Here is a 22990-nt window from a genome sequence, read left to right on the forward strand (position 1 = left end):
ACAATTTAGTAAACAGATTATTAGGAATGACAGTGAAATATTATAATTTAAAAGAAAATGACGAACAGGTAAGTTTCGCACAAGCGGTAAAACAAGGATTAGGTAAAAATCAGGGCTTATTTTTCCCAACTGCTATACCTAAATTTGATAATATTGAAGAACTGTTGGCACTTCCTCTAGTTGAGCGTAGTGTTAAAATTCTACAACCTTTTGTTGGCGATGATCTAAGCAAGAGTGAATTAACTGACATCATTACGGATGCTTTTAATTTCCCGGCTTTATTACAGCCTATTAGCCCTGAACGGGCTGTTTTAGAGTTATTCCATGGCCCGACATTAGCGTTTAAAGACTTTGGCGCGCGCTTTATGGCGAAATGCTTACAAGTATTTGTTGCCAAAGATGTAAAAGCAAGTGGTAAAATTAAGCCTTTAACCATTTTAACGGCGACCTCAGGTGATACTGGTGCGGCCGTTGCTCATGCTTTTCACGGGATTGATAACATTCGTGTGGTTATTATGTACCCCAAGGGGAAAATCAGCTTACTACAAGAGAAGATGTTTACTACCTTAGGCGGTAATATTGAAACATTAGCGATTGATGGTGATTTTGATGATTGTCAGAGGTTAGTTAAGCAATCATTTGATGATACAGAATTGGCTAATACCATTGGTTTAAACTCCGCCAACTCCATTAATATTAGTCGACTGATAGCGCAAGTGTGTTATTACTTTGAAGCAGTAGCGCAATTATCACGAGTAAAAAGTGATTTAAGCAATATCGTCTTCTCTATTCCAAGTGGCAACTTTGGTAACCTAACAGCTGGCTTATTTGCCAAGGCTATGGGCTTGCCGATAAAGCGCTTTATTGCCGCAACCAATGTTAATGATACTGTGCCTCGTTACCTTAAAACAGGGCAATGGACGGTGAATAAAACGGTGGCTACCATTTCAAATGCGATGGATGTCAGTAACCCGAATAACTGGCCACGTGTTGAACATATGCTGAAAAGCGGTATTGTTGAACAGGGCTGTGTTAGCTCAGTATCTATCGATGAAGAGCAAACCCAGTCTGCGGTCATTCAGTTAAGTAAACTGGGTTATATTACTGAGCCCCATGCAGCTATCGCCTATAAAGCTCTACAATACAATGCAGAGGATGGGGAGTTTGGCGTGTTTTTAGGCACAGCTCATCCGGCGAAATTTAAAGAAATTGTTGAAAGTATTCTTGGACAACCTATAAGTTTACCAAAAGAGTTGGCTGCTTGTGTCGGCGAGCCTATTTTATCGGAAGATCTGTCGGCGAATTTTAGTGATTTACGCAGCTACCTGTTAAGTAAGTCAAGCTGTACAGTCGCTTAGCAACTTACTTGCAAATTTTTAGTCTCATTACTTAAGGTATAATACTAAGGTATAATACTAAGGTAAAATATAAAAGCTATCGCCTCGGTGATGGCTTTTTTACTTTTAAGGTAGCAATTGTAAAACTTTAGCTGTTAAAGTGAAGGTTAACTTTCTAGGAAAAATCATGATCAAACCCCAATGGCAGCAGTTAGTTAACCGTGAAGCGAAGCAAGAGTACTTTCAAAACTTAGTGACAGAAATAGCCAAACAAAGAACCGCTGAAATTGCCATTTACCCAGCAGAAAAGCATGTTTTTAACGCCTTTAAGTACGTTGATTTAGCGGATGTTAAAGTGCTTATTCTTGGTCAGGATCCTTATCACGGCAAAGGTCAAGCCCATGGTTTAGCCTTTTCCGTACCCGTAGGGATTAAAGTGCCACCATCACTGGTTAACATCTATAAAGAATTGTCGACGGATATCAAGGGTTTTACTACGCCCACACATGGTTGTTTAACGCATTGGGCTAAGCAAGGAGTGTTATTACTGAATACCGTGTTAACCGTACAGCAGGCTAATGCTCATTCACATGCAAAGCTAGGCTGGGAAACCTTTACGCAGCAAGTTATTGAGGAATTAAATAACCATAATAAGGGCTGTGTTTTTATTCTTTGGGGCGCACATGCCCACAAAAAAGGAAAAAACATCAACCAGCAAAAGCATTTAGTGTTAGCGGGTCCACACCCTTCACCACTGTCGGCCTATCGAGGTTTTTATGGTTGTCAGCATTTCTCCAAAACAAATGTATGGTTAACTCATCGCAAGGTTAGCGCGATTAATTGGCAGCTACCGATGAATACTTCACCTGATGACAACGAATGACGGCTAACAATATTATTAATCATTGCTTAAGTTATCGCGGAGCGCTAACAACTTTCTAATTGAAGTGAGTCTGCTATATTTTAGGTAGCCGTTATTTAATCGCACCAGCAGGAATAATAATGAATGTAAGTTTTATCCAATTTGATGAGTCAGCTGTCGTTATACTGAACGTATTAGCGCAACACTTTCCTACACCGACAGAAATTGGCTTTAATGATATTTTTCCCGATATCGAGAGTGATGTCGATAAACGCTCAGCTCATATTGGCACGCTAGCTTTTTTACGTCATGAGGATGTTATTGCCCATGATGTCGGTAGCGCCTCATCTTTTATTCTAACCCGAAAAGGTTTAGCGCTATTTAATGAAGATATTTTTAAGCATTTAAAAGAGCAGCTTAATGATGATGAAAATACTATTTAACTGCATCAATAAAAGCTAATCACTAAGTGAGCCTTTATTGTCAAAGTGAATGATCATCTCAGCGGCTTCACAATGACAATCATGACCACATAAAATGCACTGATAGCCTTGTTTACTTTCTTCATGCCATCTATCAGGATGAGACTTTATCAGTTTTCCACCGCATTTAGTGAAATAGGCTACGGCACTATTATTAGGGCTTTGTTGCCATAAATGACTTATACCCGCGAGCGCGCCTTGCTGTTTTGCGGCTTCAATGGCAAGTTGCAGTAGTTGTTTGCCAATGCCTAAGCCGCGGTGTTTTTCATCGACGGTATTGCATTTAAAGTAACAACACTTTTGCGGCTCTACTTGCCATAACGTTGGGCTACACCAATGATCTATTGGCCACTTATTGGCTGAATAGGTACTACGAAAGCCAATAAGCTTATTATCGAGTAAGGCAACAAAACTACAGTTAATTGTGTTAACTATGCCTTTATTAGTCCATTGACTTAGTTTGTCATTATCCAAATAACCCTTACCGTGCACTTGATTCGCTAGGGTGATAACTTGTGAAAAATATGCTGAGGTTAACGGCACATAGCGAATAGTATTTTTTTGATTAGTCATGGAATTTATTAAGGCACTTAATTGCTTACACCAGACCTAAGATAGCAAAGTTGCGAGCAAGTTGCAGCTAGGTATTTATGTCAGTGCACGAAGGTTGCAACACAAATTTCAGGTAAAATATCAGCGTTCAGTGAGTTAACTTAGTCTAAACGGTTTAAACGCTGACCTTGTTTAAAGGCGATAATATTATTCGCTAATAAATTAATCAGACGCTGCTGAGCTTCAATACTTGCCCAGGCAATATGAGCGGTGATTTTCAAGTTTGCTAACTTACTATTAAGCAATGGGTGCGCTACTGGCGGAGGCTCTTGCCTTAAAACATCTAAAATAGCATAGGCTATCTCTTTATTTTTTAATGCGTTTAGTAACGCTACCTCATCAACCAATGCGCCGCGGGCCGTATTGACTAGTACTGCGGTGTTTTTCATCCGTGATAAAACGCTAGCATCAATAAGGTTTTCTGTTTCAGCAGTTTGTGGGCAATGTAAACTAATAATGTCCGCTTGCTCTATTACCTGCGCAAAAGCAACTCGACCTGCTCGAACGGTTGTTGTCTTGGGTCGCTCACTAATAAGCACTTGCATATTAAATGCTTGCGCAATCGCGGCAACGGCTTTACCTAAATTTCCGTAACCAATAATACCGAGTGTTTTACCGGCCAATTCACTAAAACCATTGCCGTGATAGCAAAAAGCATCGCTTGTTGACCATAAACCTTGTCTAGTATTGTTATTATGATGGTTGGTTTGCTGATAACACTCGAGTAACTGAGCAAAAACATATTGTGCAACGGATTGCCCTGCGTAACCACTGACATTGCTCACGGCTATATTTAAACGCTTGGCGGCATTAATATCAACATTGTTATAACCCGTTGCACTGATACAAATTAGCCGCAATTTCGGTAAGTCTGCTAAGATTTCTGCGTTTAAGGGCACTTTATTAGTAATAATAATCTCAGCATCATGGCAACGGCTGATGACCTCAGTCGCTGAGGTTGTGGCATAACAGCTTAATTTAGTTAATTGTTGCTCAATGATAGAAAAATCAAGGGTTGAACTAAAGGTTTGTTTATCTAAAAATACCGCGCGCATGATTGTACTCAAAGGTTTAGGGAGTTAGTTATCTTGTCTAGCTGACTGTAAATACAATAAGCCAGCGAGTACATTTAATACTAGCTGGCTTATTTAGTGAAGCTTTAGTTAGGCTTAACTTAAGTTTGGTTAGTTTTCGTTAGTTTTCGTTAGATTTTGCTAGGTTTTAGCACACTAAAAACTAGCATGCTAACTGCAGACAACGAACATTACCCTGGGCGACCATCTTTTCTTACGCTTATTAACATCGGGGCATAGCCGACAATAAAAATAGCAAAGGCGCCAATCCATAAACCGCTACTGATATCAATAAAGAGTAACGTTTTCTCGGGTAGTCCCCAAGGGCCAAAAGTACGCACCAAGGCCGCTAAACTAATTAAAATAAAAGCAATGGACATCGATTTTGGTGGCGTTAGCGGGCGGCCGGTATGACCTAAAGAAACTCGGGCAATCATCGCTAAAATCAAACCACCCATGCCGCCAATAGTAAGTAAATGCCAAATATGCTTGCTTGGTACCTCAGGCAGTAAATAACTCAAGCCTAAGAGCAGTAAACCAAAACAGATGAATTTCATCGCGGTATGTAGAGACCATAACAGGGGCACGTTTAAGGTGAGCCAAGGTCGCCATCTTAACCAACGTATGGTTTGCAATATGCCGGCAATAATGAGTAAAACACCAAAAAATCGTCCTGAAAAACCAATGACTGGTTGTAATAGCAAACTGAACATGGCAATCGCTAAACTACCATTGGCCGCTTTATCTAACCAAGGTAGTGGTGTTACTTTGGGTGTTTTTGTACCGTTTGCGGTGAACATAGGCGCCACACGACCCGCCATTACCGACATTAAAAATGTCACTAACAATACCCCTGCATAACCTGCAAAAGCAATGTTGAAGCTGGTTGGATAATATAGTGCTAAGTGCATCTCTGCGTTAGCCAAGGTGAATAATGCTAATAGCGGCACGAAAAACAAATTACGGTACTGTTTTATAGCAATAATAGGTTTTGCCAAGACAAAAGCAACGGTGGGCAGAAAGGCTAGGTCAATTAAGCTGCTCAATTTTTCGCCCAGTAACTCAGGTACTATGAGCAAGATACGTCCAGCTAACCAAAGTAGCCATAGGGCTAATAGGGTGTTTCCTTGAGCGCCTCGTGCGCCGGTCCAGTTTTGCACTGCTGTTAATAAAAATCCGGCAATGATGGCACCGCCGAAGCCAAAAATCATTTCATGAATATGCCACCAATAGCCGCCACCTAATGGGGATAGGCTGATGGTACCCTGATACATTAATAACCAAAGAGTAACGGCAAAAACGCTAAAGAGAGCACCGCTCAGAAAAAATGGCCGAAAGCCTAAGCGTAATAGTGGCGGTATTTTTTGCTCGGTTTTTAAGTCGGTGATTTGCATCAGATGTGTGCCTTATATACAGCTAAGATGATTACGACAGTACGGTAATGAATGATGGTAATGAATAGTAAAAGCGGATGCCCGGAATAGATCAATGAAAAGTGCATTACTTACGTTAATTTTCAGGGGGCTAAATAAATACAGGGAGGATGGATAAATTTAAGGCTGACTCTAAAATTTTCAACTTAAGCTAGTGAGTGTTGAGAGCTTAAGCTGCTGCACAAATTATATTGTTCACCGCTGATAGCATCTGCAGCAGAGCAACTCACTGTTAGCGGTAGTGGCTAAGCAAGGTTTAGGGCTGTGCAAAGCACCTGATTATGTACTTAGCAATGATGATTTTAAAAATGACGTACTAAGAAATAATGCCTTCAATAGTGACTTGCTAAAGAATAATGGTCAAGGGCAGAGCTGACAACGCTTATCATTGAGCCATGAGCGTATCGCCCAGCGTTTAAGTGTTCTTTATCAGAGTCGTCATATTGCCAGTAAAAGCTGGACATTTTTAAATTACTTTCAAAGTAATGTCGGCAGATTATGGTAAAAACAGTGTAATTTCATGCTGCTTTTTTGCCACAAGGACTAACGGTTGCTATGATATGACATCTTTTTATTAATGAACAAAACATTGAATTTTATGCCAACAACGCCACTTGAACGAATTACCATCGAACCGAAATCTCCAGCAACCTCCTGTGTCATCTGGCTACATGGTCTGGGCGACTCTGGAGCAGGCTTTGCTCCTATTGTGCCGGTATTAGCTTTGCCAGAAAATCACGGTATTCGCTTTATTTTTCCCCATGCACCAGAGCAGCCAGTAACGATTAACCAAGGCTCTGTTATGCGCTCTTGGTATGATATTAAAAGTATGGATTTACATAATCGCGCTGATATGGCCGGTGTACTTGAGTCGGAAAAACGAGTACAGGCCTTAATCCAAGAACAAATTGACTTGGGCATAGCCTCGAAAAACATTGTCTTAGCTGGTTTTAGCCAAGGTGGTGTATTGAGTTTATTTACCGGTTTACGTTTTGAGCAAAGCTTAGCCGGTATCTTGGCATTATCTTGTTATTTACCGACCGCGGATAAACTTCCCGAGCAATGTCATCCCGCCAATCTAGCGACCCCTATTTTGCAAAATCATGGCGAGCGAGATGATGTTGTCCCTTTGAGTGCTGGTAAAATGGCAAATGCATTGCTAAACGCAGCCCAATATAAGGTGACTTGGCAAACTTACCCCATGGAGCATTCGGTATTACCCGAGCAGCTGACAGATATTTCAGCTTGGTTACAAGAGCGGCTACTTGCTTGATAGTTAATATATCGACCTTAGTATGAAAATAGGCGAGTTTAAAAGGCTTACCTGCGGCGTTATTGATTTTGACAATAACGCAGCCCGGATGTAGCTTATTCGATAATGCAGACGGTACAGGAAGTACCTTATTAGATAATGCAGGAGCAAATTATCCAGAGTAATTATCCTGAGAAAATTATCCAGAGTCTATTATCCTCAATAACTATTCTCTGCCATCAATGCCTGCCTCTTAGCCTTCTAGGTCTCGCTGCGTAGGAAGAAACTTACTTGAATTGCTTTAAGTGACACTGGCCTAGTGTCACTTACTGATTAAACTGCGCCCCGCTTATGTATTTGCTAGCCAATTGTTTAGTCACCTTGCTTAATCTACACGGTATGAGCCAGCAACTATGTGATGACGATTTAGCAATTTATAAAACTCGGTACGATTACGTTGAGCAATTCGCGCCGCTTGTGAAACATTACCTGCGGTAATCTTTAATAATTTTGCTAAATAATCTCGCTCAAAATGATCACGCGCTTGCTGAAAAGACGGAAATTGAGTGGCATCATCACGCAAGGCATTCTTTACTAGACCGGCACTAATAACGTTTTCACTTGATAAGGCGACACTTTGCTCAACCACATTTTGCAGTTGTCTGATGTTACCTGGCCAAGGGGCACTAATTAGCAATTCCATGGCTTCTTGGCTGATGCTTTTTATCGGCATATTGGAACGAGCAACGGCTTGGTTTAAGAAGTATTGTACTAATAAGGGAATATCTTCCCGTCGCTGTACTAGGGGAGGTAATTCCAACTCAACAACATTGAGTCGGTAATATAAATCTTCTCTAAAGGTTTTGTCTTTAATCGCTTTGACTAAATTAACATGGGTTGCCGAAATGATACGCACATCGACTTTTATCGCTTGAGTACTTCCGACTGGCCTTACTTCTCTTTCTTGTAACACTCGCAGTAGCTTTACCTGAAAGCTTAATGGCATATCGCCAATTTCATCCAAAAATAAAGTACCGCCATGGGTTGCTTGAAATAAGCCTTGATGATTGCGAACGGCGCCAGTAAAGGCGCCTTTAACGTGGCCAAATAATTCAGACTCTAGCAGTTGCTCAGGAATCGCCGCACAGTTTATCGCGGTGAAAACTTGGTCTTTTCTGTTACTGGCTTGATGAATTGCTTTGGCTAGTAGCTCCTTGCCGGTACCACTTTGGCTATGGATAAGCACACTGAAATCACTAGTGGCTACTTGTTTAGCTTGTTGTAATAGCGAGGTCATCACAGTGCTACGACTAATAATATTATTGCGCCAACGCTCTGTTTCACAGGTTTTTTCACCACTTGATGGTTGTAAACGTATGGCTTTCTCAACGGTTTCTAGTAATTCTTGGCTTTCAAAAGGCTTAGTTAAAAAACTAAATACCCCTTGTTTCGTGGCGTTAATTGCATCCGGAATTGTGCCATGGGCAGTCATTATCACTACCGGCATATTCGGGTGTTGTACTCTAATTTGCTCGAATAAAGCCATGCCATCCATGCCATCCATACGCAAATCGCTAATGACCACTTGTGGAATGAAATGTTGCAATGTCCCTAACGCTATTTTGGCATTGGCGGCAGACTCAACGTTATAGCCGGCAGCGGATAGGCGAATATTGAGTAAACGTAATAGACTAGGATCATCGTCTACGATAAGAATTTTGGCAGAGTACTGGGTAACTGTTTGAGTGTTTATGCTCATAAATTTCTCTCTTAGGGGGCATAGCAAACGGATTAATTCTCGTTAAGTGAGCTCTCAGTTAAGCCGATTGGTCTTAGCCACGTTCATTAATATTTTGCTCTATTTGTTTGAGTAGCATTAGTTGTTGGTTAACATGGTTTAGTTGGTTATTTAATTGCTTAATCTCTGCGTGATGTTCATCGCTCTGCTGAGTAAACTTTTTACTAGAGCGGGCCTGTTTTTCCAATAAATATAACTGAGTATTTAGTTGATCTCTAAGTAACATGGTAAAGGCTACATTTTCTTTACTCATATTATTGCTGGCTAATAAATGTTCATTAAGTAGTCGTTTGGCTTTATAGGGTTGATGCAGTGGCGTATTGGCTAAACTATAAATTAAAATAAGCTTACCTTGGCTAAAGTTGACACCCTTTAACGGCTGATTTATTAAAACGTGCTGCTTTTGCTCTTCTGTCAAAACCTCTTGCTTGTTTAAGGTTTTTAACCATAAATAATACTGGCTATAATTGACGCCATCATTAGTCTTAGTGGCTGGCGGGGACATTTGGCAAGCGCTGGCTAAGCTGGCTAAGAGGATAATTAGCCCCATCGATAGATATGGTCTAATCCAGCGAGGCGAGCCAGTGCTATATTTTACCGCTTTCGAGGTGATGAAAGTGCTAAGTATTTGTACCTTAAGGTTGTTGCTGTTCATCATTCATTATCTACTTGTGTATTAGGCAAGGTGATGGTGACACAGGCACCACTTTGAGTGGCGGTGCTTAGATTTTCTGCCGAGGTGATTTTTATACTGCCATTTAGGCGCAGTAATAGCTCTTTAACTATGGTAAGGCCTAAGCCACTGCCTTTTATTTGGCTGTTTTCTGGTGCTTGGCCTTGATAAAAGGCATCAAATACTTTGTCGGTAAGTGATAACTCTATCCCTGGGCCTTGGTCAATAATATTAATGGTTAAGCACTCCTTGCTACTGCTATACGTTATGGTGATATTACCGTTTATCGGTGAATACTTTATCGCATTCGACAAAATATTATCTAAAATTACACTCAGTTGTTTACTATTACTGTAAATAAAACTGGGCTTGTTAGTACACTTTAAGGTTAAACCTTTTGACTTAATGTCGAGCTTTCTTACGTGGCAAACGTCGCTTATTAGCTGCGCTAGGTTTATTTTTTCTAAGCCATGTAAGCTGGTTGAATCTAGGACGATATTAAAATCGAGTAAATCTTCAATTAAACGTTGTAAACGATTAACACTGGCGCGAATAATAGCGCAAATTTCTTGTTGTTCCTCATTGAGTGGGCCAACGCTATTATCATAGATAAGTTCGCTGCCTTCTCGGATCGCCGCGAGTGGAGTTTTTAATTCATGGGATATATGGCGAATAAAACTCGATTTTTGTAATTCTAAGGAATGTAGACGTTGCCGCATGTTCTCTAAAGCATCGGCTATTGCTCTTATTTCGGCAGGACCATGCAAGCTAATTTCTTGTTCAAAATCACCTTGCTCTAGTCGTTTTATTTTATCAGTGAGCCGTTTTAATGGTGTGGTAATGAGGATAATGAACACACCTGCTATCAATAGTGTCAGAGGAATAATATATAAGCGCGCAAGAATATTATTGTTAATTTTTTCTGTGGTGCGGTGTATATCTAATACTTGCTGATTAACGACAACGTTGCTGCGTTGTTCTAGTTCTTTATTAATGCGGTGTAACTGCTTGAATTCTAATTGAATTTGATTTAACGATAGTGAAATTGCGCCAGCGCTATTTATCAAGGTATATATCCTCTCATTCTCAATTTTTAAGGCATTTAATAGCTCCTTTAATGCGATATCTTGCTGCATTAACATTGCTTCTTGAATGATGGCGGCTAATGATTTTTGCTGGCGTTGAAAGACGGTATGTAATTCATCATCTTTAAGCACTATATATTGACTGGCATAACGCTCAACTTTAGCAATGGTGTCATCAAGGCGACTATTGAGTTGGGTTAATTGTGCAACATGATATATAGCACTGGTACTTTGCTTGGCTAGTTGACTGACCTTATTTGCACTAAAAAGTAAAGCCATCACTAGAGGCATAGCAACAAAGGTAAAGCCAAGCAAGGTTAGCTTATTGATGGAAACATTATTAAGTAATGACTGACTAAAAAGATAAAACGACAGCAGCAGCTTATTTAGTCTAGCTTTACTTTTTCTGAGGTTGTTAAGGTTTGCCATGAAATTTTAGCCTGAACTCTACTGCAGTGAATCGAACTGTAGCTACTTTGTCTGAAAAATTAAGCAAAAACAAGGGTGTCTTTATTTTGAGACAGTTATGTATAGCTAAATTTCATTGTCTAAACCCTTGTAAATGCTTGGTTAATCATACTATGAGCATTGTAATTAGTGATAGTTGGCCATTAATTTTTTATTCTGTTGCTATATGGCGACAGTTTTACCTAGCTTTAGCAGGTAACATCTAGATCTCATCTTGTAAAATCCTTTTAAATCAATGTTATGACAATCATGGCACACTGTGTGCTTATGCTCAAACGATAATGAATTTAATCCGCGTTAATTAACGCTTTAATTTTAAACAGAGGATTACCATGAATAGTATCAGTTTAACGCACGTAACCGCATTTGTAGTTGCTGTAAGTATGGCGTCGTTTTTTGTCAATGCTGATGATGCACTAGCTCATAGTACAGATGATAACTCTGCGGTACAGGCAGCCCCCTTAGCCAAGGCACTAGTGATTGCAGAGGTGAAAGAGTCAGCTAATAAGTTTACCTTTACTTCATTAGATAATGATAAAGATGGCAAATTAAGTCAGCAAGAGGTTATGGCCGGTAACAATGCATGGTTAGTGAAATCTTTTCAGCAAATCGATAGTAACGCTGATAAAGCAATTACAGAGCAAGAGCTAGTCGACTTTGTCGCTAAAACTACGGCGAGTAAATAACGAGTTCAGCACAGTTTTAGGGGAGCTCCCAACCCATATCAATTTGTTTCGTTGTCATTCTTAAGGACAGAGAAAGGACTTAATATACTTGTTATACTCCACTCCCCTTCAGGCCGGCTACATTAGTAGTCGGCCTTTTTTATGTCTTTTGCATAAAAATAAGTTTAATTGTAGAGATACTGCGATAGACGGTAATCACTGATATATCCCCGCTACTTGATGCTTGGTAAACTAGAGCTAATTACTATAAAAGAGAATATTCAATGAACCCCCTATTTATCAAGGCATTTTTAGTTTCTAGTATTTTGATGGGTTGCTCAACAGCAACTAATACTACTGATGTTCTGCCCGCAGCTAAGACATTAAATAACGCGACTAGTGTGCAAACCGTACAAGAGTCACAAGATCTATTACTTGCTAAGTGGCAAGGACCTTTTCAGGGCGTACCCGCCTTTGAGCAAGTGACCTTAACTGGGCTAGTGCCAGCGATGGATAAAGCCATGGCTGATAAATTGCTGGAAGTAGAACTCATTGCCAATAACACCTCAGCGCCTACTTTTGAAAATACCATAGTGGCTATGGAAAAAACGGGCGCAGAGTTAAGCCGACTATTCAGCTATTACGGTATTTGGCGTGCCAACAAATCTAGCCCAGAATTTAGAGCACTACAAGGTGAGATAGCGCCAAAACTGTCGACGTTTTATTCAAAAATAAATCAAAATGAAAAGTTGTTTAAACGTATTTCTGCGGTGTATAACAGTGATGCAACTAAGGTGATGAGCCCAGCAAATCAGCGTTTAGTGTTATTAATGTATAATAGCTTTGCCCGTAATGGTGCGACCTTAAATGTGGCAGATAAAAAACGTTATGCAGACATCAATTTGCGTTTAGCCCAGCTGCAAACCAAGTTCGGTAATAATATTTTAGCGGATGAAGAAGGCTATGTACTGTATTTAGACAAGTCACAATTAGGTGGTTTACCTGAATCAATTATCAACGTGGCAGCAGCAGCAGCGAATGAGCGTGATCATCAAGGTCAATACGCCATAACCAATACTCGCTCATCAATGGATCCCTTTTTAACTTACTCAACAGAGCGTGAGTTACGCAAAAATGTATGGCACAGCTACTATAGTCGTGGTGATAATGGCGACCAGTATGATAACAATGCCATTATGGCTGAAATTTTACAGTTACGTCATGAGCGTGTTGGTTTATTAGGTTATAAAAATTATGCGTCATGGCGCTTAGAAGACCGTATGGCTAAATCACCTGAAAATGCCATCGCCTTGATGGAATCAGTTTGGCCGGCAGCGATTGCCCGTGTCGAGGAAGAAGTTGCTGATATGCTTGCCATAGGCAAGAGACAAGATGGTATCGAGCAAATCCAAGCATGGGATTATCGTTTTTATGCTGAGAAAGTGCGTCAAGATAAATACAACTTAGACTCTGATGAAGTAAAACAGTATTTACAACTTAATAACCTGCGTGAAGCTATGTTTTATGTGGCAGGGCGTTTATTTAACTTTAACTTTACCGAAGTAACCGATGGCTCTGTGCCGGTATTCCATCAAGATGTGCGTGTTTGGGAAGTTAAAGATAAAACCTCAGGTGAGCATATTGGCTTATGGTATCTAGACCCGTTTGCGCGCAAAGGTAAGCGCTCAGGTGCATGGGCAACTACTTATCGGTCGCATACCACCTTTGACGGTAAGAAAAATGTCTTGTCTGCTAACAACTCCAATTTCTCTAAAGGCATCGCTGGACAGCCTACCTTGATTTCTTGGTCTGATGCGGAAACTTACTTCCATGAATTTGGCCATGCATTGCACTTTTTAGCCTCTAAAGTTGAGTACCCAACGTTGAACTCAGGCGTACGTGATTACACTGAATTTCAATCACAGCTATTAGAGCGTTGGTTATCTACCGATGAAGTCATTGATAATTACCTTGTGCATTATAAAACCGGCAAGCCAATGCCAAAATCGTTAGTGGCTAAAATTAAACAAGCAGCTACCTTTAATCAAGGCTTTAAAACCACGGAATATCTAGCTTCAGCTCTAGTGGATATGAAATTCCATACGGTAGACCCAACCGGTATTGATGTCGATAAGTTTGAGCGTGAAACGTTAGCTGCCCTTAATATGCCGAAGCAAATTGTGATGCGTCATCGTAGTCCTCAGTTTGGTCATATCTTTAGCAGCGAAGGTTATGCGGCTAGCTATTATGGTTACATGTGGGCAGAAGTATTAACCTCTGATGCGGCTGAGGCCTTTGCCCAAGCGCCAGGTGGTTTTTACGATAAAGAAGTTGCCGCTAAACTCGTTGAGCATTTATTTAGTGTTCGTAACGCGGTTGACCCAAGCGAAGCGTACCGCGCCTTTAGAGGGCGTAATGCGAGAGTTGAGGCGTTAATGCGTGATCGTGGTTTTCCAGTGAAAACTAAAAACTAAAGCTAAGTATGTTAAATAAGGGTAAATAGCGCTTAATTTTCAGGGTAAAAAAACTCGCTTCGGCGAGTTTTTTTATAATTATTATTCGTTGTTTTTATAGGCTTTTGTAACTAAAATCACTTTTTAAGAGTGGTTTTACCTATAAGAGTCAATTATTTTTTGATGCCTTAAATATATTCGCGCTATAATTTGTAAATAAATGTAAATATTTGTGCAGAATCACCTTTAAAGGACCTTAAATGAAAACCTTAACTCTATGTCTTGCCTGTGTAGGACTATCACTGTTGACGGCTTGTCAATCAACCAGTAAAGATTTGATGACTAAAAATGCTGAGGTGAATCAGCAAACTCAATATTTTGTCGAGGCTAAAATTTCCCTTGATAAGTTAAAGCAAGATATTAGTCAAGGCAGAAAAGAACAACTTGCTTATTTTGCTCCGAGCACCTTTAAAAAAGCGGTGGCTGAATTTGATAATGCCACTGAAGTGTATATGGATATAGGTAAAAACGGCGCTTCTTCTTTTAATGTTTTTCAAAGTGATACCGAACAATACCTGCAAGCCAAGCAAGAAATAATTAACTATATTGCCTTGGCACATCAAAAGCTTAAATTTTCATATAGCATTAAAGATACCGCGGAAAGCACCTTAGCCGAAACTTTTAAGCAACAGGCGTTTTTATCAGAGATTGGTGCGCCAAAAGTGTTTGTTAAAGATTATAGAAAAATTAGCGCTAGAGTAGATGATTTGGTTGAATACATTGATGAAGGCCAGGTTAGTACAGCGCAAGAAAAACAAACTAAATTACTTATCGATATGCAGGCACTAGAAGTTCGCACTGTGCGTTACAATTATTTAGGTCAACTTGATAGCGATATTGCTTATATCAAGAAAAAGCGTCTGGCCAAATATGTACCAATTAGCCATAAACAATTATTAGCGGCGCGCAGTCATGCGAATGCCATCATTACCGCTACTCCTCGAGCCAGCGCTGAGATAAAAGTTGCGGTAAAACTAGCTGAGTTTGAACTTGCCCATCTTTACCATATAGCGAAAGAAGTCAATGCCTTAAAGAAAACAAAAAGTAAATATTATGAGCAATATTTACTGGCTAAAGAAGCGCTGATACACACGGTAGGTGAATCATTAGCAATCGCTGATGTACGTGATTTAGCCATGAACAAACAAGTTGCAGCCATAGCATTGCAAGCGGGTACTATAAAGAGCAAGTTAACTACTGCTAAAGCTGCTGTGTTAGCACTGCAAAGTGATAGTAACCAATCATCGGCAGCAACGGAAAGCCTTAGAGCAGAGTTTAAAAGCCAATTGGTTAATTTAGATGCCAAATATGATGCCCTTGTTATTGAAAATTCAGCGCTAAATAAGCAATTACAACGTAAAGATATCGACTTGGTTCGTTTACAAGCTTATAAAGAAGCGGTCTTACAAATTGAAAGTAAACATGCTGTTGAAAAAGAGCTGGCAGTGCAGGTACAAGCTACCAAAGAAGCAGAGCAAAAAGTACTTGCTTTAAAAGCAAAAGCTCAGCAAGAGGCGTTAGCCTTAGCGGCAAAAGTTAAGCTGGAAGCGCAGCAAGCTGCTTTAGCATTGCAAGCACAAGTAAAAAAAGAGGCTGAGAAAAAAGCCTTAGCATTGCAAGCACAAGCCGCAGTTCAAACAGTGCCGGTAAGTCAAACAGCTGAGCCAGTAAAAGCGATTGCAACTAAGCTCGAGGTTGAAACTCCAGCGGTAAAGGTTGAGGTTGTTGAGGCAGTGGTTGAAAAACCCGAGAAGGAAAAAAATAACAACTAATCCTTAATAGTTAAGGGCGCTTAGTCGCAGGGGAAAATTGACTTTATCGAAATTAAAATAAACTAATAGGTTTTAACTAATCTAAGAGAAGCCGCAGTTAATGACTTAACAGCGGCTTTATTTTAGCGATAAGCATAGCTGTTTAACGGATAGGCTTTTCTATCTCACTGATGCCTTCGTGCATCATTTCACTAACATATTCTAGCTTAGTGGCAATAACCGTTTGTGCATCAAACAAGCCGCGATTATAAAAATGAGCACCGACTTCTTTAGAGAAAAAATCTAATAAAAATTCGGCATCAAACTGACCCAAATCTTGGTCGAGTTCTTTGGTAAAGTAGTCTTGTATTTTACTCACTAGTTGCTCTGTTTCAGTGCTGGAAAACTTAATGCTGCTCATAATAAACCTGTAAGAGGAGACGATTTTTATGCTTCGTGGTATCTCCCTAGTATACCTAGCTAGGCAGTAAAGTTGTTAGTGGTATTGTATCGTTTAATAAAGCCATTTCAGGGTGAATACTGCGTTAATTCGTCTCAGCAATCGTATATTATCTGTGAGATTTTTGTCTAAAAAGTGTAAGTTTATTAATCTATTAGTAGACGAGTTACTATTAGAGTGACATATTTATTTTACTTTTTAATGGACAATATAATAAGGATATTAATTTTTATGAAAGTCTCAAAATTATCAGCTCTAGTGGCTTTGCTGCTCTCAAATACGGTACTTGCCGAAAGTTATCAGTCTTTTTCGACATTAAGTTACTCACATAGTCGTTATACATCTAATATGCCAGCGTATGATCTTTATAGTAAAAGTGACACCGATGCTGTTGCGTTATATAGCAAATATTACTTCGATGAAAGGCAGACACTCGGTCCGTTAAATGAGTTTGCTTATATCAATACTATTAGTAATCTTTATGTTTTAGTTGCCAATAGCAACACGGAAGTTTCTTCAGCATATAAATCTAGAGATTCTAACTCGGATTCAAGCGATAATAGTATTGCTATTGGCGGTCAATGGATAATTAATAATTTTATTTTTGGCGTAAACTATAGCTACTACAAGTCAGAAGGTAAGTGGACAGATTCCTATTTTAGTGATGGTAACGAAATCTCTTATGATAATAGTAGTAGTTATTACGCGGCTGAGATCGGCTACTTAATTTCAGACGACTTAGTTATTAGCGCTCATTATAATGATGGCGGTGATGGCGATGACTACTTTAGCTATAGTAGTAGCTATAACTGGCAACTTTCTGGTATGGATTATATTGGTTTTAGTTATAATGTTGATGAAGACTTTGATGTTCATCAGCTGTCATCTAAATACTTTTTTGGCATCGCAGAGCAAAGTTATATAGTGCTTGGCGGCGGCTATACCCTTGATAATAGAGATGTTGTATTCGTTGATGATTACTGGAGTGTCAATGCTAGTTATTATTATAATGATAGCACCTCAGTGTCAGTGACTTATAGCGATAATGATTTTTATAGCCTAGGTGCTAGTTATTTTATTAGCAACCACTATTCAGTGCAATTGGGCTATAATTCAGTGGCTAATAATAAAGATGAAAATGATTTTGATGGTTATTACTTGAGCTTTTCCGCACAATTTTAATTAAGTAACTAGTCCGACAGCACCAGCTAACAGCCACCGATACTTTGCTGTAACGGTGGCTTTTTCATTGAGAATTTACTAAGAAAGTGTGCCTAAATATAATCTACTGGCAGGGCAGTGGTATATTTAATCTCTTCCATCGCGAAACTAGAGCTAATATCAGAAAAGTCTACCTTGGTAATCAATTCCTTATAAAAGCGATCGTAAGCTTTCATATCGGGCACAACTACACGCAGCAAGTAATCAACCTCGCCACTCATACGGTAGCACTCGACAATTTCGGGGAAATCTTGCGCAACTTGGGCAAATTTTGCTAACCAAGCAGGGTTATGTTGATTGGTTTTTATCATAACAAAAATAGACAGGCCAACATTTAATTTTTCAGGGTCGGCTAAAGCAACGCGGCCTTTAATAATGCCAGATTTTTCCATCGCTTGAATTCGGCGCCAACAGGGGGTCGTTGATAGACCTACTCGCTCGGCGATATCACTGGTTGAAAGGGTACAGTCTTTTTGTAAAATACTAAGGATATGCTTGTCGAAAGAATCCATTTGGCACCTGGGTATTTATAGAGAATATAAAACTAAAAATTTATGTAATGTTAGCATTTTATTTCTTGTTATGACCAAGTTAACATTGAATAAGTACAACTTCTTTAGAAATACTTTTGCCGAGGGCTCTCGGTATTATCTTTTAAAAGTTCTGTTGATATCATTTTGTTGATATATAATAGCGCGGTGTTTTACGAGTAGATTAATCATGAAGAGTTTTAAAAAGTGGTGGCATACCGATTGCCCTTTTTGTCGAAAGGCTAGGTTGCTATTCATCTGGCTTATACTAATGTTAATTATAGATTTATTTTTCTTTCAATTGTTATTTTAGTGGCTAGCTAAGTCATTAAAATCATGCAGCTAAGTATGGGGGTAATATCATGGCAAATGGACTACTATGGAGTGATTCTCAAGAGATCGCTCTTGATCTAATGGAGCAACATGTTGATGTTGATCCCCTTAAGTTACACTTTACTGAATTAAGACTATGGGTACTGGCATTAGATCGTTTTGAAGATGATCCGGAACATTGCGGCGAACGGGTACTTGAAGCTATTCAACTGGCTTGGATGGCAGAGATTGATTAATGCTTGGTTAATGCTAATAGATTAAGCTGCACTGATTGTTAGCCCAAAATAATAATGCCCTGCAGTGATAGCATGCCAAGGTAAAGCCGGTACTTTTCACCACAAAAAAGTAACTGATTTTTCACATAGTGGCATCGAAATATCTTTTTCAAATCTATTACCAATCGATTCCGTCAAATAGCGCTCATTTTTAACAAATTCAAGCATGCTCTTGCTTTTCAGCAGGGGTAATATCATCTATACTTTTGGCTGATTTCCATTATTCATCAAACATATAAGCAGTAAGTCAAATGCCCCAATCCAAACGCCCACTTTATATTCATTATGCTGGACCTTCATTATTAGAAACACCTCTACTTAATAAAGGCAGTGCCTTTAGCAAAGAAGAACGCGGTAATTTCAACTTAACTGGCTTATTGCCACCACGGTATGAAACTATTGATGAACAAGTTGAGCGGGCGTATCGTCAATACAGTTGCTTTAATAGTGACATTAATAAGCATATTTATTTACGTGCTATCCATGATAATAATGAAACCCTATTTTTTAAGTTAGTACAAAGTAATTTAACCGAAATGATGCCTATCATTTATACCCCGACGGTAGGAGATGCTTGTGAGCAGTTTTCGGATATCTATCGTAGCTCGCGTGGCTTATTTATTTCTTACGAAGATAGATTTAATATTGATGATATTTTACGAAATGCCACTAAAAATAAAGTTAAAGTCATTGTAGTTACCGATGGCGAACGTATCTTAGGTTTAGGCGACCAAGGCATTGGTGGCATGGGCATTCCAATTGGTAAGTTATCACTTTATACCGCTTGTGGTGGTATTAGCCCAGCCTATACTTTGCCTGTGATGCTTGATGTCGGTACTAATAATCAGAAATTATTAGACGATCCTATGTATATGGGCTCTCGACATAAACGTATCGATCAAGATTCCTATGATGAGTTTTTAGAGTTATTTATCAGTGCAGTTAAGCGTCGCTGGCCACAGGTGCTGTTGCAATTTGAAGATTTTGCTCAAGGCAATGCCATGCCTTTATTACAGCGCTATAGAGATAGAATTTGTTGTTTCAATGATGATATCCAAGGAACCGCTGCGGTTACTGTTGGCACTTTACTTGCTGCCTGTCGCAGTAAAGGCGAAAAATTATCAGAGCAACGTGTTGCTTTTGTTGGTGCCGGTTCTGCGGGTTGTGGTATTGCCGAACAAATTATCAGTCAGATGATAAGCGAAGGTGTTTCTGCGGAACAAGCGCGTAGCCAAGTATTTATGGTGGACAGGTTTGGTTTGCTAACCGAAGGTATGGCAGAGCTTAGAGACTTCCAACAAAAACTAGTACAAGGTAAAGAGGCTATTTCCGCCTGGAATGTACAAGGGGATTTCGCTTCACTTGTTGAAGTCATGCATGGTGCAAAACCTAATATATTGATTGGTGTTTCTGGGCAAGCAGGTTTATTTACCGAAGAGGTTATTACTGCGATGAAGTCACATTGTGACATGCCTATTATTTTGCCGTTAAGTAACCCTTCTCGTCAAGTAGAAGCTACCCCTAGCCAGGTGATTAATTGGACAAAAGGGCAAGTGATTATTGCTACAGGTAGCCCATTTGAGCCAGTTGAATATCAAGGTAAAACGTACCCTATTGCCCAGTGTAATAATGGTTACATCTTCCCTGGTATTGGTTTAGCGGTTGTTTCAGTAGGTATTACTCGCATAACTGATGATATGTTAAAAGTTGCTAGCGAAAAATTAGCGGCGGCTTCTCCACTGGCTAATAAAGAGTCTGATGAGCTATTACCACCGCTAACAGCCATTGCCCAATTAAGCAAAGACATCGCTTTTGCTATTGCTAAAGTTGCTTTTAAAGAAAACCTAGCGCTGGCAATGAGTGATGATGAATTGCGCGCTAAAATAGAGCGTAACTTCTGGCAGCCTGCTTACCGCCAATATCGTCGGACCAGTGCGTAAGGTCTCTAGCTAATTGCCATTGCGAGCTCTAAATAAACTAATGATGTTGCTGAGACGATATCATTAGTTTTTTACTGTTTTTTCGTCTATAATGCGCGCAAAATTTTAGCCGTTTTACCAATGGCTAAAGAGACATTTAAATTTTCAACTTAACTACATTAAATTAAGAGGGCTTATCATGGCTATCGAACGTACTTTTTCTATCGTAAAACCAGACGCAGTTGCTAAAAACTTCATCGGTCAAATCTACAACCGTTTTGAAACTGCTGGTTTAAAAATCGTTGCAGCTAAAATGATTCACTTAAGCAAAGAAAAAGCCGAAGGTTTCTATGCTGAACATAGTGAACGTCCTTTCTTTGGTGCTTTAGTTGAGTTTATGACTTCAGGTCCTGTGATGGTGCAAGTGTTAGAAGGCGAAAACGCTGTTCTTAAAAACCGTGAAATCATGGGTGCTACTAACCCTGCTGAAGCACTTGCGGGTACTATCCGTGCTGACCTTGCTGATAGCATCGACGAAAATGCTGCTCATGGCTCTGACGCGGTAGCATCAGCGGCACGTGAAATCGCTTATTTCTTCTCAGACGACGAAATTTGTGCTCGCACTCGTTAATATTGCTTAACAGTTATTACTTTGTACAATCTTTTGCTCGCCAGTGCACACGTAGTGCTAGCGCCTTAATCTTGAACAAATTAGCGAGCTGTTAATGCAACATTAATTGCAGTGAATACAAAGGATTTTACTGAGCAATTAGTAAAATCCTTTTGTTATTTTAAGCGGATAATAATTCGCAGTAAAATAAGCCAGTAAAATTGCGATTGTTGCTTAAAAAGCGTACAATACGCGCCTTGTTTTTTAGACTGCTGTTAGCAGTAGTTTGATGTTAGTTATTGAGAGTTTTTTGTATGAGTGATGTAAGCGGTAAAATAAACCTACTTAATTTTGATCATAAAAGTATGCGTGAATACTTTGAGTCTATTGGCGAAAAACCCTTTAGGGCCGATCAAATGATGAAGTGGATTTATCACTTTGGTTACAGTGACTTTGAATTAATGACTAATATTAATAAGAAGTTACGGGAAAAACTACAGCGTAATTGTGTAATAACGGCGCCGGAAATTTCTGAAAAACAAGTGTCGGTTGACGGTACTATTAAATATTCATTAAGACTTGAAGGCGGCCAAGAAATTGAAACCGTATGGATCCCTGAAAATGGTCGTGCCACCTTGTGTGTCTCCTCTCAAGTTGGTTGTGCATTAGAGTGCACCTTCTGTGCTACCGCCCAGCAAGGCTTCAATCGCAATTTAACTGTGGCTGAAATTATTGGCCAAGTATGGCGTGTTGCCAATGATATTGGTGCAACCCGCATTACCGGTACTCGTCCTATTACCAACATTGTTATGATGGGAATGGGAGAGCCGCTATTAAATATGAAAAATTTAATCCCGGCACTGGATACCATGTTGAACGATTTAGGTTATGGTTTGTCTAAGCGTCGAGTGACGGTCAGTACTTCCGGTGTTGTTCCTGCGTTAGACATGCTTAAAGAAAAAATTGATTGTGCTTTAGCTATCTCAATTCATGCGCCAAATAATAAGTTACGTGATGAATTAGTGCCAATCAATAAGAAATACCCCTTGGAAGATTTTCTTGCCGCAGCCGGACGATATATTGATGGCTCAAAAGCAAACAAACAAGCAACTATTGAATATGTCATGCTTGATCATGTTAATGACAGTACTGAACAAGCACACGAACTGGCTCATGTTTTAAAAGGCTTGCCGAGTAAAATTAACTTGATTCCTTTTAACCCATACCCAGGTTCACCTTATAAGCGCTCAAGTAACTCTCGAATCGACCGTTTTGATAAAGTATTGCAAAGTTATGGCTTAACGGTAATTACTAGACGTACACGTGGTGGTGATATTGATGCCGCTTGTGGTCAGCTTGCCGGTGATGTATTAGATAGGACTAAGCGTAGCGCTTTTCTTAGCGCTAAAAACAGCGCAAAAAATGCTGAAATAAGTTCATTGAAAGATCAGGCTAAAGCTGACACTATCTCTATCAAAGTAGTTTAAGCATTAGGGTATTGTTTTTAGTGAAAAATAGTACCAACTTTATTAATGTAAGCTTACAGTTACAACTTTACCAGCTGCAATGAAGAAAAATGTTCAAGAGCCAGGCGTTTGCTTGAGTAATAGCTGACTGCTGGCATTGAAAACAACGAAG

20 protein-coding genes are annotated in these 22990 nt (G+C 39.5%); 12 read left to right on the top strand and 8 right to left on the bottom strand.

The window, feature by feature from the left end; all coding sequences use genetic code 11:
• Positions 1-32: 32 nt before the first annotated feature.
• The 3 genes from thrC to MTCD1_RS01390 all read left to right on the top strand — a co-directional run bounded on the left by thrC (position 33) and on the right by MTCD1_RS01390 (position 2642).
• Positions 33-1358 (top strand): threonine synthase, encoded by a 1326-nt coding sequence (gene thrC, locus MTCD1_RS01380; protein ID WP_057182241.1) that lies wholly within the window; start codon positions 33-35, stop codon positions 1356-1358.
• 166 nt (positions 1359-1524) lie between these two features.
• On the top strand, positions 1525-2220 hold the full coding sequence (gene ung, locus MTCD1_RS01385) for a uracil-DNA glycosylase (RefSeq protein WP_057182239.1): 696 nt from the start codon (positions 1525-1527) through the stop codon (positions 2218-2220).
• 119 nt (positions 2221-2339) lie between these two features.
• Positions 2340-2642, top strand: coding sequence for a hypothetical protein (locus MTCD1_RS01390; RefSeq protein WP_057182237.1), 303 nt, complete (start codon positions 2340-2342; stop codon positions 2640-2642).
• Positions 2643-2657: 15 nt separating this feature from the next.
• On the opposite strand, the gene MTCD1_RS01395 is transcribed toward MTCD1_RS01390, so the two are convergent.
• The 3 genes from MTCD1_RS01395 to MTCD1_RS01405 form a co-directional block, all read right to left on the bottom strand.
• On the bottom strand, positions 2658-3254 hold the full coding sequence (locus MTCD1_RS01395) for a GNAT family N-acetyltransferase (protein WP_057182235.1): 597 nt from the start codon (positions 3252-3254) through the stop codon (positions 2658-2660).
• A gap of 140 nt (positions 3255-3394) precedes the next feature.
• Entirely contained in the window at positions 3395-4348 is a 954-nt protein-coding gene (locus tag MTCD1_RS01400) for a D-2-hydroxyacid dehydrogenase (RefSeq protein WP_057182233.1), read from the bottom strand.
• A gap of 209 nt (positions 4349-4557) precedes the next feature.
• Entirely contained in the window at positions 4558-5760 is a 1203-nt protein-coding gene (locus MTCD1_RS01405; RefSeq protein ID WP_057182232.1) for an NnrS family protein, read from the bottom strand.
• A gap of 637 nt (positions 5761-6397) precedes the next feature.
• Between MTCD1_RS01405 and MTCD1_RS01415 the strand changes: the two genes are divergently transcribed.
• A complete protein-coding gene (locus tag MTCD1_RS01415; protein WP_057182675.1) occupies positions 6398-7072 on the top strand; it encodes an alpha/beta hydrolase in 675 nt (224 codons plus the stop codon).
• Between the two features lie 364 nt (positions 7073-7436).
• Here MTCD1_RS01415 and MTCD1_RS01420 read toward each other — a convergent pair whose 3' ends face one another.
• The 3 genes from MTCD1_RS01420 to MTCD1_RS01430 all read right to left on the bottom strand — a co-directional run bounded on the left by MTCD1_RS01420 (position 7437) and on the right by MTCD1_RS01430 (position 11036).
• A complete protein-coding gene (locus MTCD1_RS01420) occupies positions 7437-8810 on the bottom strand; it encodes a sigma 54-interacting transcriptional regulator (RefSeq protein ID WP_057182230.1) in 1374 nt (457 codons plus the stop codon).
• 73 nt (positions 8811-8883) lie between these two features.
• Positions 8884-9507, bottom strand: a complete 624-nt coding sequence (locus MTCD1_RS01425; protein WP_057182228.1) for a hypothetical protein — start codon at positions 9505-9507, stop codon at positions 8884-8886.
• A complete protein-coding gene (locus tag MTCD1_RS01430; RefSeq protein ID WP_057182226.1) occupies positions 9504-11036 on the bottom strand; it encodes a sensor histidine kinase in 1533 nt (510 codons plus the stop codon). Before MTCD1_RS01430 ends, MTCD1_RS01425 begins: the two co-directional genes overlap by 4 nt.
• Positions 11037-11407: 371 nt before the next feature.
• Here MTCD1_RS01430 and MTCD1_RS01435 point away from each other — a divergent pair, with 371 nt between their 5' ends.
• The 3 genes from MTCD1_RS01435 (at position 11408) to MTCD1_RS01445 (ending at position 16025) form a co-directional block, all read left to right on the top strand.
• Positions 11408-11761 carry an EF-hand domain-containing protein gene (locus MTCD1_RS01435; protein WP_057182223.1) on the top strand — a complete coding sequence of 118 codons (354 nt, stop codon included), beginning with the start codon at positions 11408-11410 and terminating at the stop codon, positions 11759-11761.
• Positions 11762-12024: 263 nt separating this feature from the next.
• A complete protein-coding gene (locus MTCD1_RS01440) occupies positions 12025-14214 on the top strand; it encodes a M3 family metallopeptidase (protein ID WP_057182221.1) in 2190 nt (729 codons plus the stop codon).
• Between the two features lie 239 nt (positions 14215-14453).
• Positions 14454-16025: a hypothetical protein gene (locus MTCD1_RS01445; protein ID WP_057182219.1), complete on the top strand. Its 1572-nt coding sequence runs from the start codon at positions 14454-14456 to the stop codon at positions 16023-16025.
• A 142-nt stretch (positions 16026-16167) separates the two neighbouring features.
• Here the strand turns inward: MTCD1_RS01445 and MTCD1_RS01450 are convergent, their stop codons facing one another.
• The gene (locus MTCD1_RS01450; protein WP_057182217.1) at positions 16168-16425 is read right to left on the bottom strand and encodes a DUF2164 domain-containing protein; all 258 of its coding nucleotides are present in this window, start codon (positions 16423-16425) and stop codon (positions 16168-16170) included.
• A gap of 270 nt (positions 16426-16695) precedes the next feature.
• On the opposite strand from MTCD1_RS01450, the gene MTCD1_RS01455 reads away from it, so the two are divergent.
• The gene (locus tag MTCD1_RS01455; RefSeq protein ID WP_057182215.1) at positions 16696-17646 is read left to right on the top strand and encodes a putative porin; all 951 of its coding nucleotides are present in this window, start codon (positions 16696-16698) and stop codon (positions 17644-17646) included.
• A gap of 92 nt (positions 17647-17738) precedes the next feature.
• On the opposite strand, the gene MTCD1_RS01460 is transcribed toward MTCD1_RS01455, so the two are convergent.
• Entirely contained in the window at positions 17739-18197 is a 459-nt protein-coding gene (locus MTCD1_RS01460; protein WP_057182212.1) for an Lrp/AsnC family transcriptional regulator, read from the bottom strand.
• Positions 18198-18577: 380 nt separating this feature from the next.
• Here MTCD1_RS01460 and iscX point away from each other — a divergent pair, with 380 nt between their 5' ends.
• The 4 genes from iscX to rlmN all read left to right on the top strand — a co-directional run bounded on the left by iscX (position 18578) and on the right by rlmN (position 22839).
• Entirely contained in the window at positions 18578-18784 is a 207-nt protein-coding gene (iscX, locus tag MTCD1_RS01465; protein WP_057182210.1) for a Fe-S cluster assembly protein IscX, read from the top strand.
• Positions 18785-19074: 290 nt separating this feature from the next.
• The gene (locus tag MTCD1_RS01470) at positions 19075-20763 is read left to right on the top strand and encodes an NAD-dependent malic enzyme (RefSeq protein WP_057182209.1); all 1689 of its coding nucleotides are present in this window, start codon (positions 19075-19077) and stop codon (positions 20761-20763) included.
• A gap of 178 nt (positions 20764-20941) precedes the next feature.
• Positions 20942-21373, top strand: a complete 432-nt coding sequence (gene ndk / locus MTCD1_RS01475; RefSeq protein WP_057182207.1) for a nucleoside-diphosphate kinase — start codon at positions 20942-20944, stop codon at positions 21371-21373.
• Positions 21374-21666: 293 nt separating this feature from the next.
• Positions 21667-22839, top strand: coding sequence for a dual-specificity RNA methyltransferase RlmN (rlmN, locus tag MTCD1_RS01480; RefSeq protein WP_057182205.1), 1173 nt, complete (start codon positions 21667-21669; stop codon positions 22837-22839).
• Positions 22840-22990 lie beyond the last annotated feature (151 nt).

The organism is Colwellia marinimaniae (assembly GCF_002207865.1).
GTDB lineage: Bacteria > Pseudomonadota > Gammaproteobacteria > Enterobacterales > Alteromonadaceae > Colwellia > Colwellia marinimaniae.

Excerpts from the sequence above, each read along its gene's own strand:
- ung (WP_057182239.1), top strand. The coding sequence starts at position 1,525 with ATGATCAAACCCCAATGGCAGCAGTTAGTTAACCGTGAAGCGAAGCAA.
- MTCD1_RS01390 (WP_057182237.1), top strand. The coding sequence starts at position 2,340 with ATGAATGTAAGTTTTATCCAATTTGATGAGTCAGCTGTCGTTATACTG.
- MTCD1_RS01395 (WP_057182235.1), bottom strand. The coding sequence starts at position 3,254 with ATGACTAATCAAAAAAATACTATTCGCTATGTGCCGTTAACCTCAGCA.
- MTCD1_RS01400 (WP_057182233.1), bottom strand. The coding sequence starts at position 4,348 with ATGCGCGCGGTATTTTTAGATAAACAAACCTTTAGTTCAACCCTTGAT.
- MTCD1_RS01405 (WP_057182232.1), bottom strand. The coding sequence starts at position 5,760 with ATGCAAATCACCGACTTAAAAACCGAGCAAAAAATACCGCCACTATTA.
- MTCD1_RS01415 (WP_057182675.1), top strand. The coding sequence starts at position 6,398 with ATGCCAACAACGCCACTTGAACGAATTACCATCGAACCGAAATCTCCA.
- MTCD1_RS01420 (WP_057182230.1), bottom strand. The coding sequence starts at position 8,810 with ATGAGCATAAACACTCAAACAGTTACCCAGTACTCTGCCAAAATTCTT.
- MTCD1_RS01425 (WP_057182228.1), bottom strand. The coding sequence starts at position 9,507 with ATGATGAACAGCAACAACCTTAAGGTACAAATACTTAGCACTTTCATC.
- MTCD1_RS01430 (WP_057182226.1), bottom strand. The coding sequence starts at position 11,036 with ATGGCAAACCTTAACAACCTCAGAAAAAGTAAAGCTAGACTAAATAAG.
- MTCD1_RS01435 (WP_057182223.1), top strand. The coding sequence starts at position 11,408 with ATGAATAGTATCAGTTTAACGCACGTAACCGCATTTGTAGTTGCTGTA.
- MTCD1_RS01440 (WP_057182221.1), top strand. The coding sequence starts at position 12,025 with ATGAACCCCCTATTTATCAAGGCATTTTTAGTTTCTAGTATTTTGATG.
- MTCD1_RS01445 (WP_057182219.1), top strand. The coding sequence starts at position 14,454 with ATGAAAACCTTAACTCTATGTCTTGCCTGTGTAGGACTATCACTGTTG.
- MTCD1_RS01450 (WP_057182217.1), bottom strand. The coding sequence starts at position 16,425 with ATGAGCAGCATTAAGTTTTCCAGCACTGAAACAGAGCAACTAGTGAGT.
- MTCD1_RS01455 (WP_057182215.1), top strand. The coding sequence starts at position 16,696 with ATGAAAGTCTCAAAATTATCAGCTCTAGTGGCTTTGCTGCTCTCAAAT.
- MTCD1_RS01460 (WP_057182212.1), bottom strand. The coding sequence starts at position 18,197 with ATGGATTCTTTCGACAAGCATATCCTTAGTATTTTACAAAAAGACTGT.
- iscX (WP_057182210.1), top strand. The coding sequence starts at position 18,578 with ATGGCAAATGGACTACTATGGAGTGATTCTCAAGAGATCGCTCTTGAT.
- MTCD1_RS01470 (WP_057182209.1), top strand. The coding sequence starts at position 19,075 with ATGCCCCAATCCAAACGCCCACTTTATATTCATTATGCTGGACCTTCA.
- ndk (WP_057182207.1), top strand. The coding sequence starts at position 20,942 with ATGGCTATCGAACGTACTTTTTCTATCGTAAAACCAGACGCAGTTGCT.
- rlmN (WP_057182205.1), top strand. The coding sequence starts at position 21,667 with ATGAGTGATGTAAGCGGTAAAATAAACCTACTTAATTTTGATCATAAA.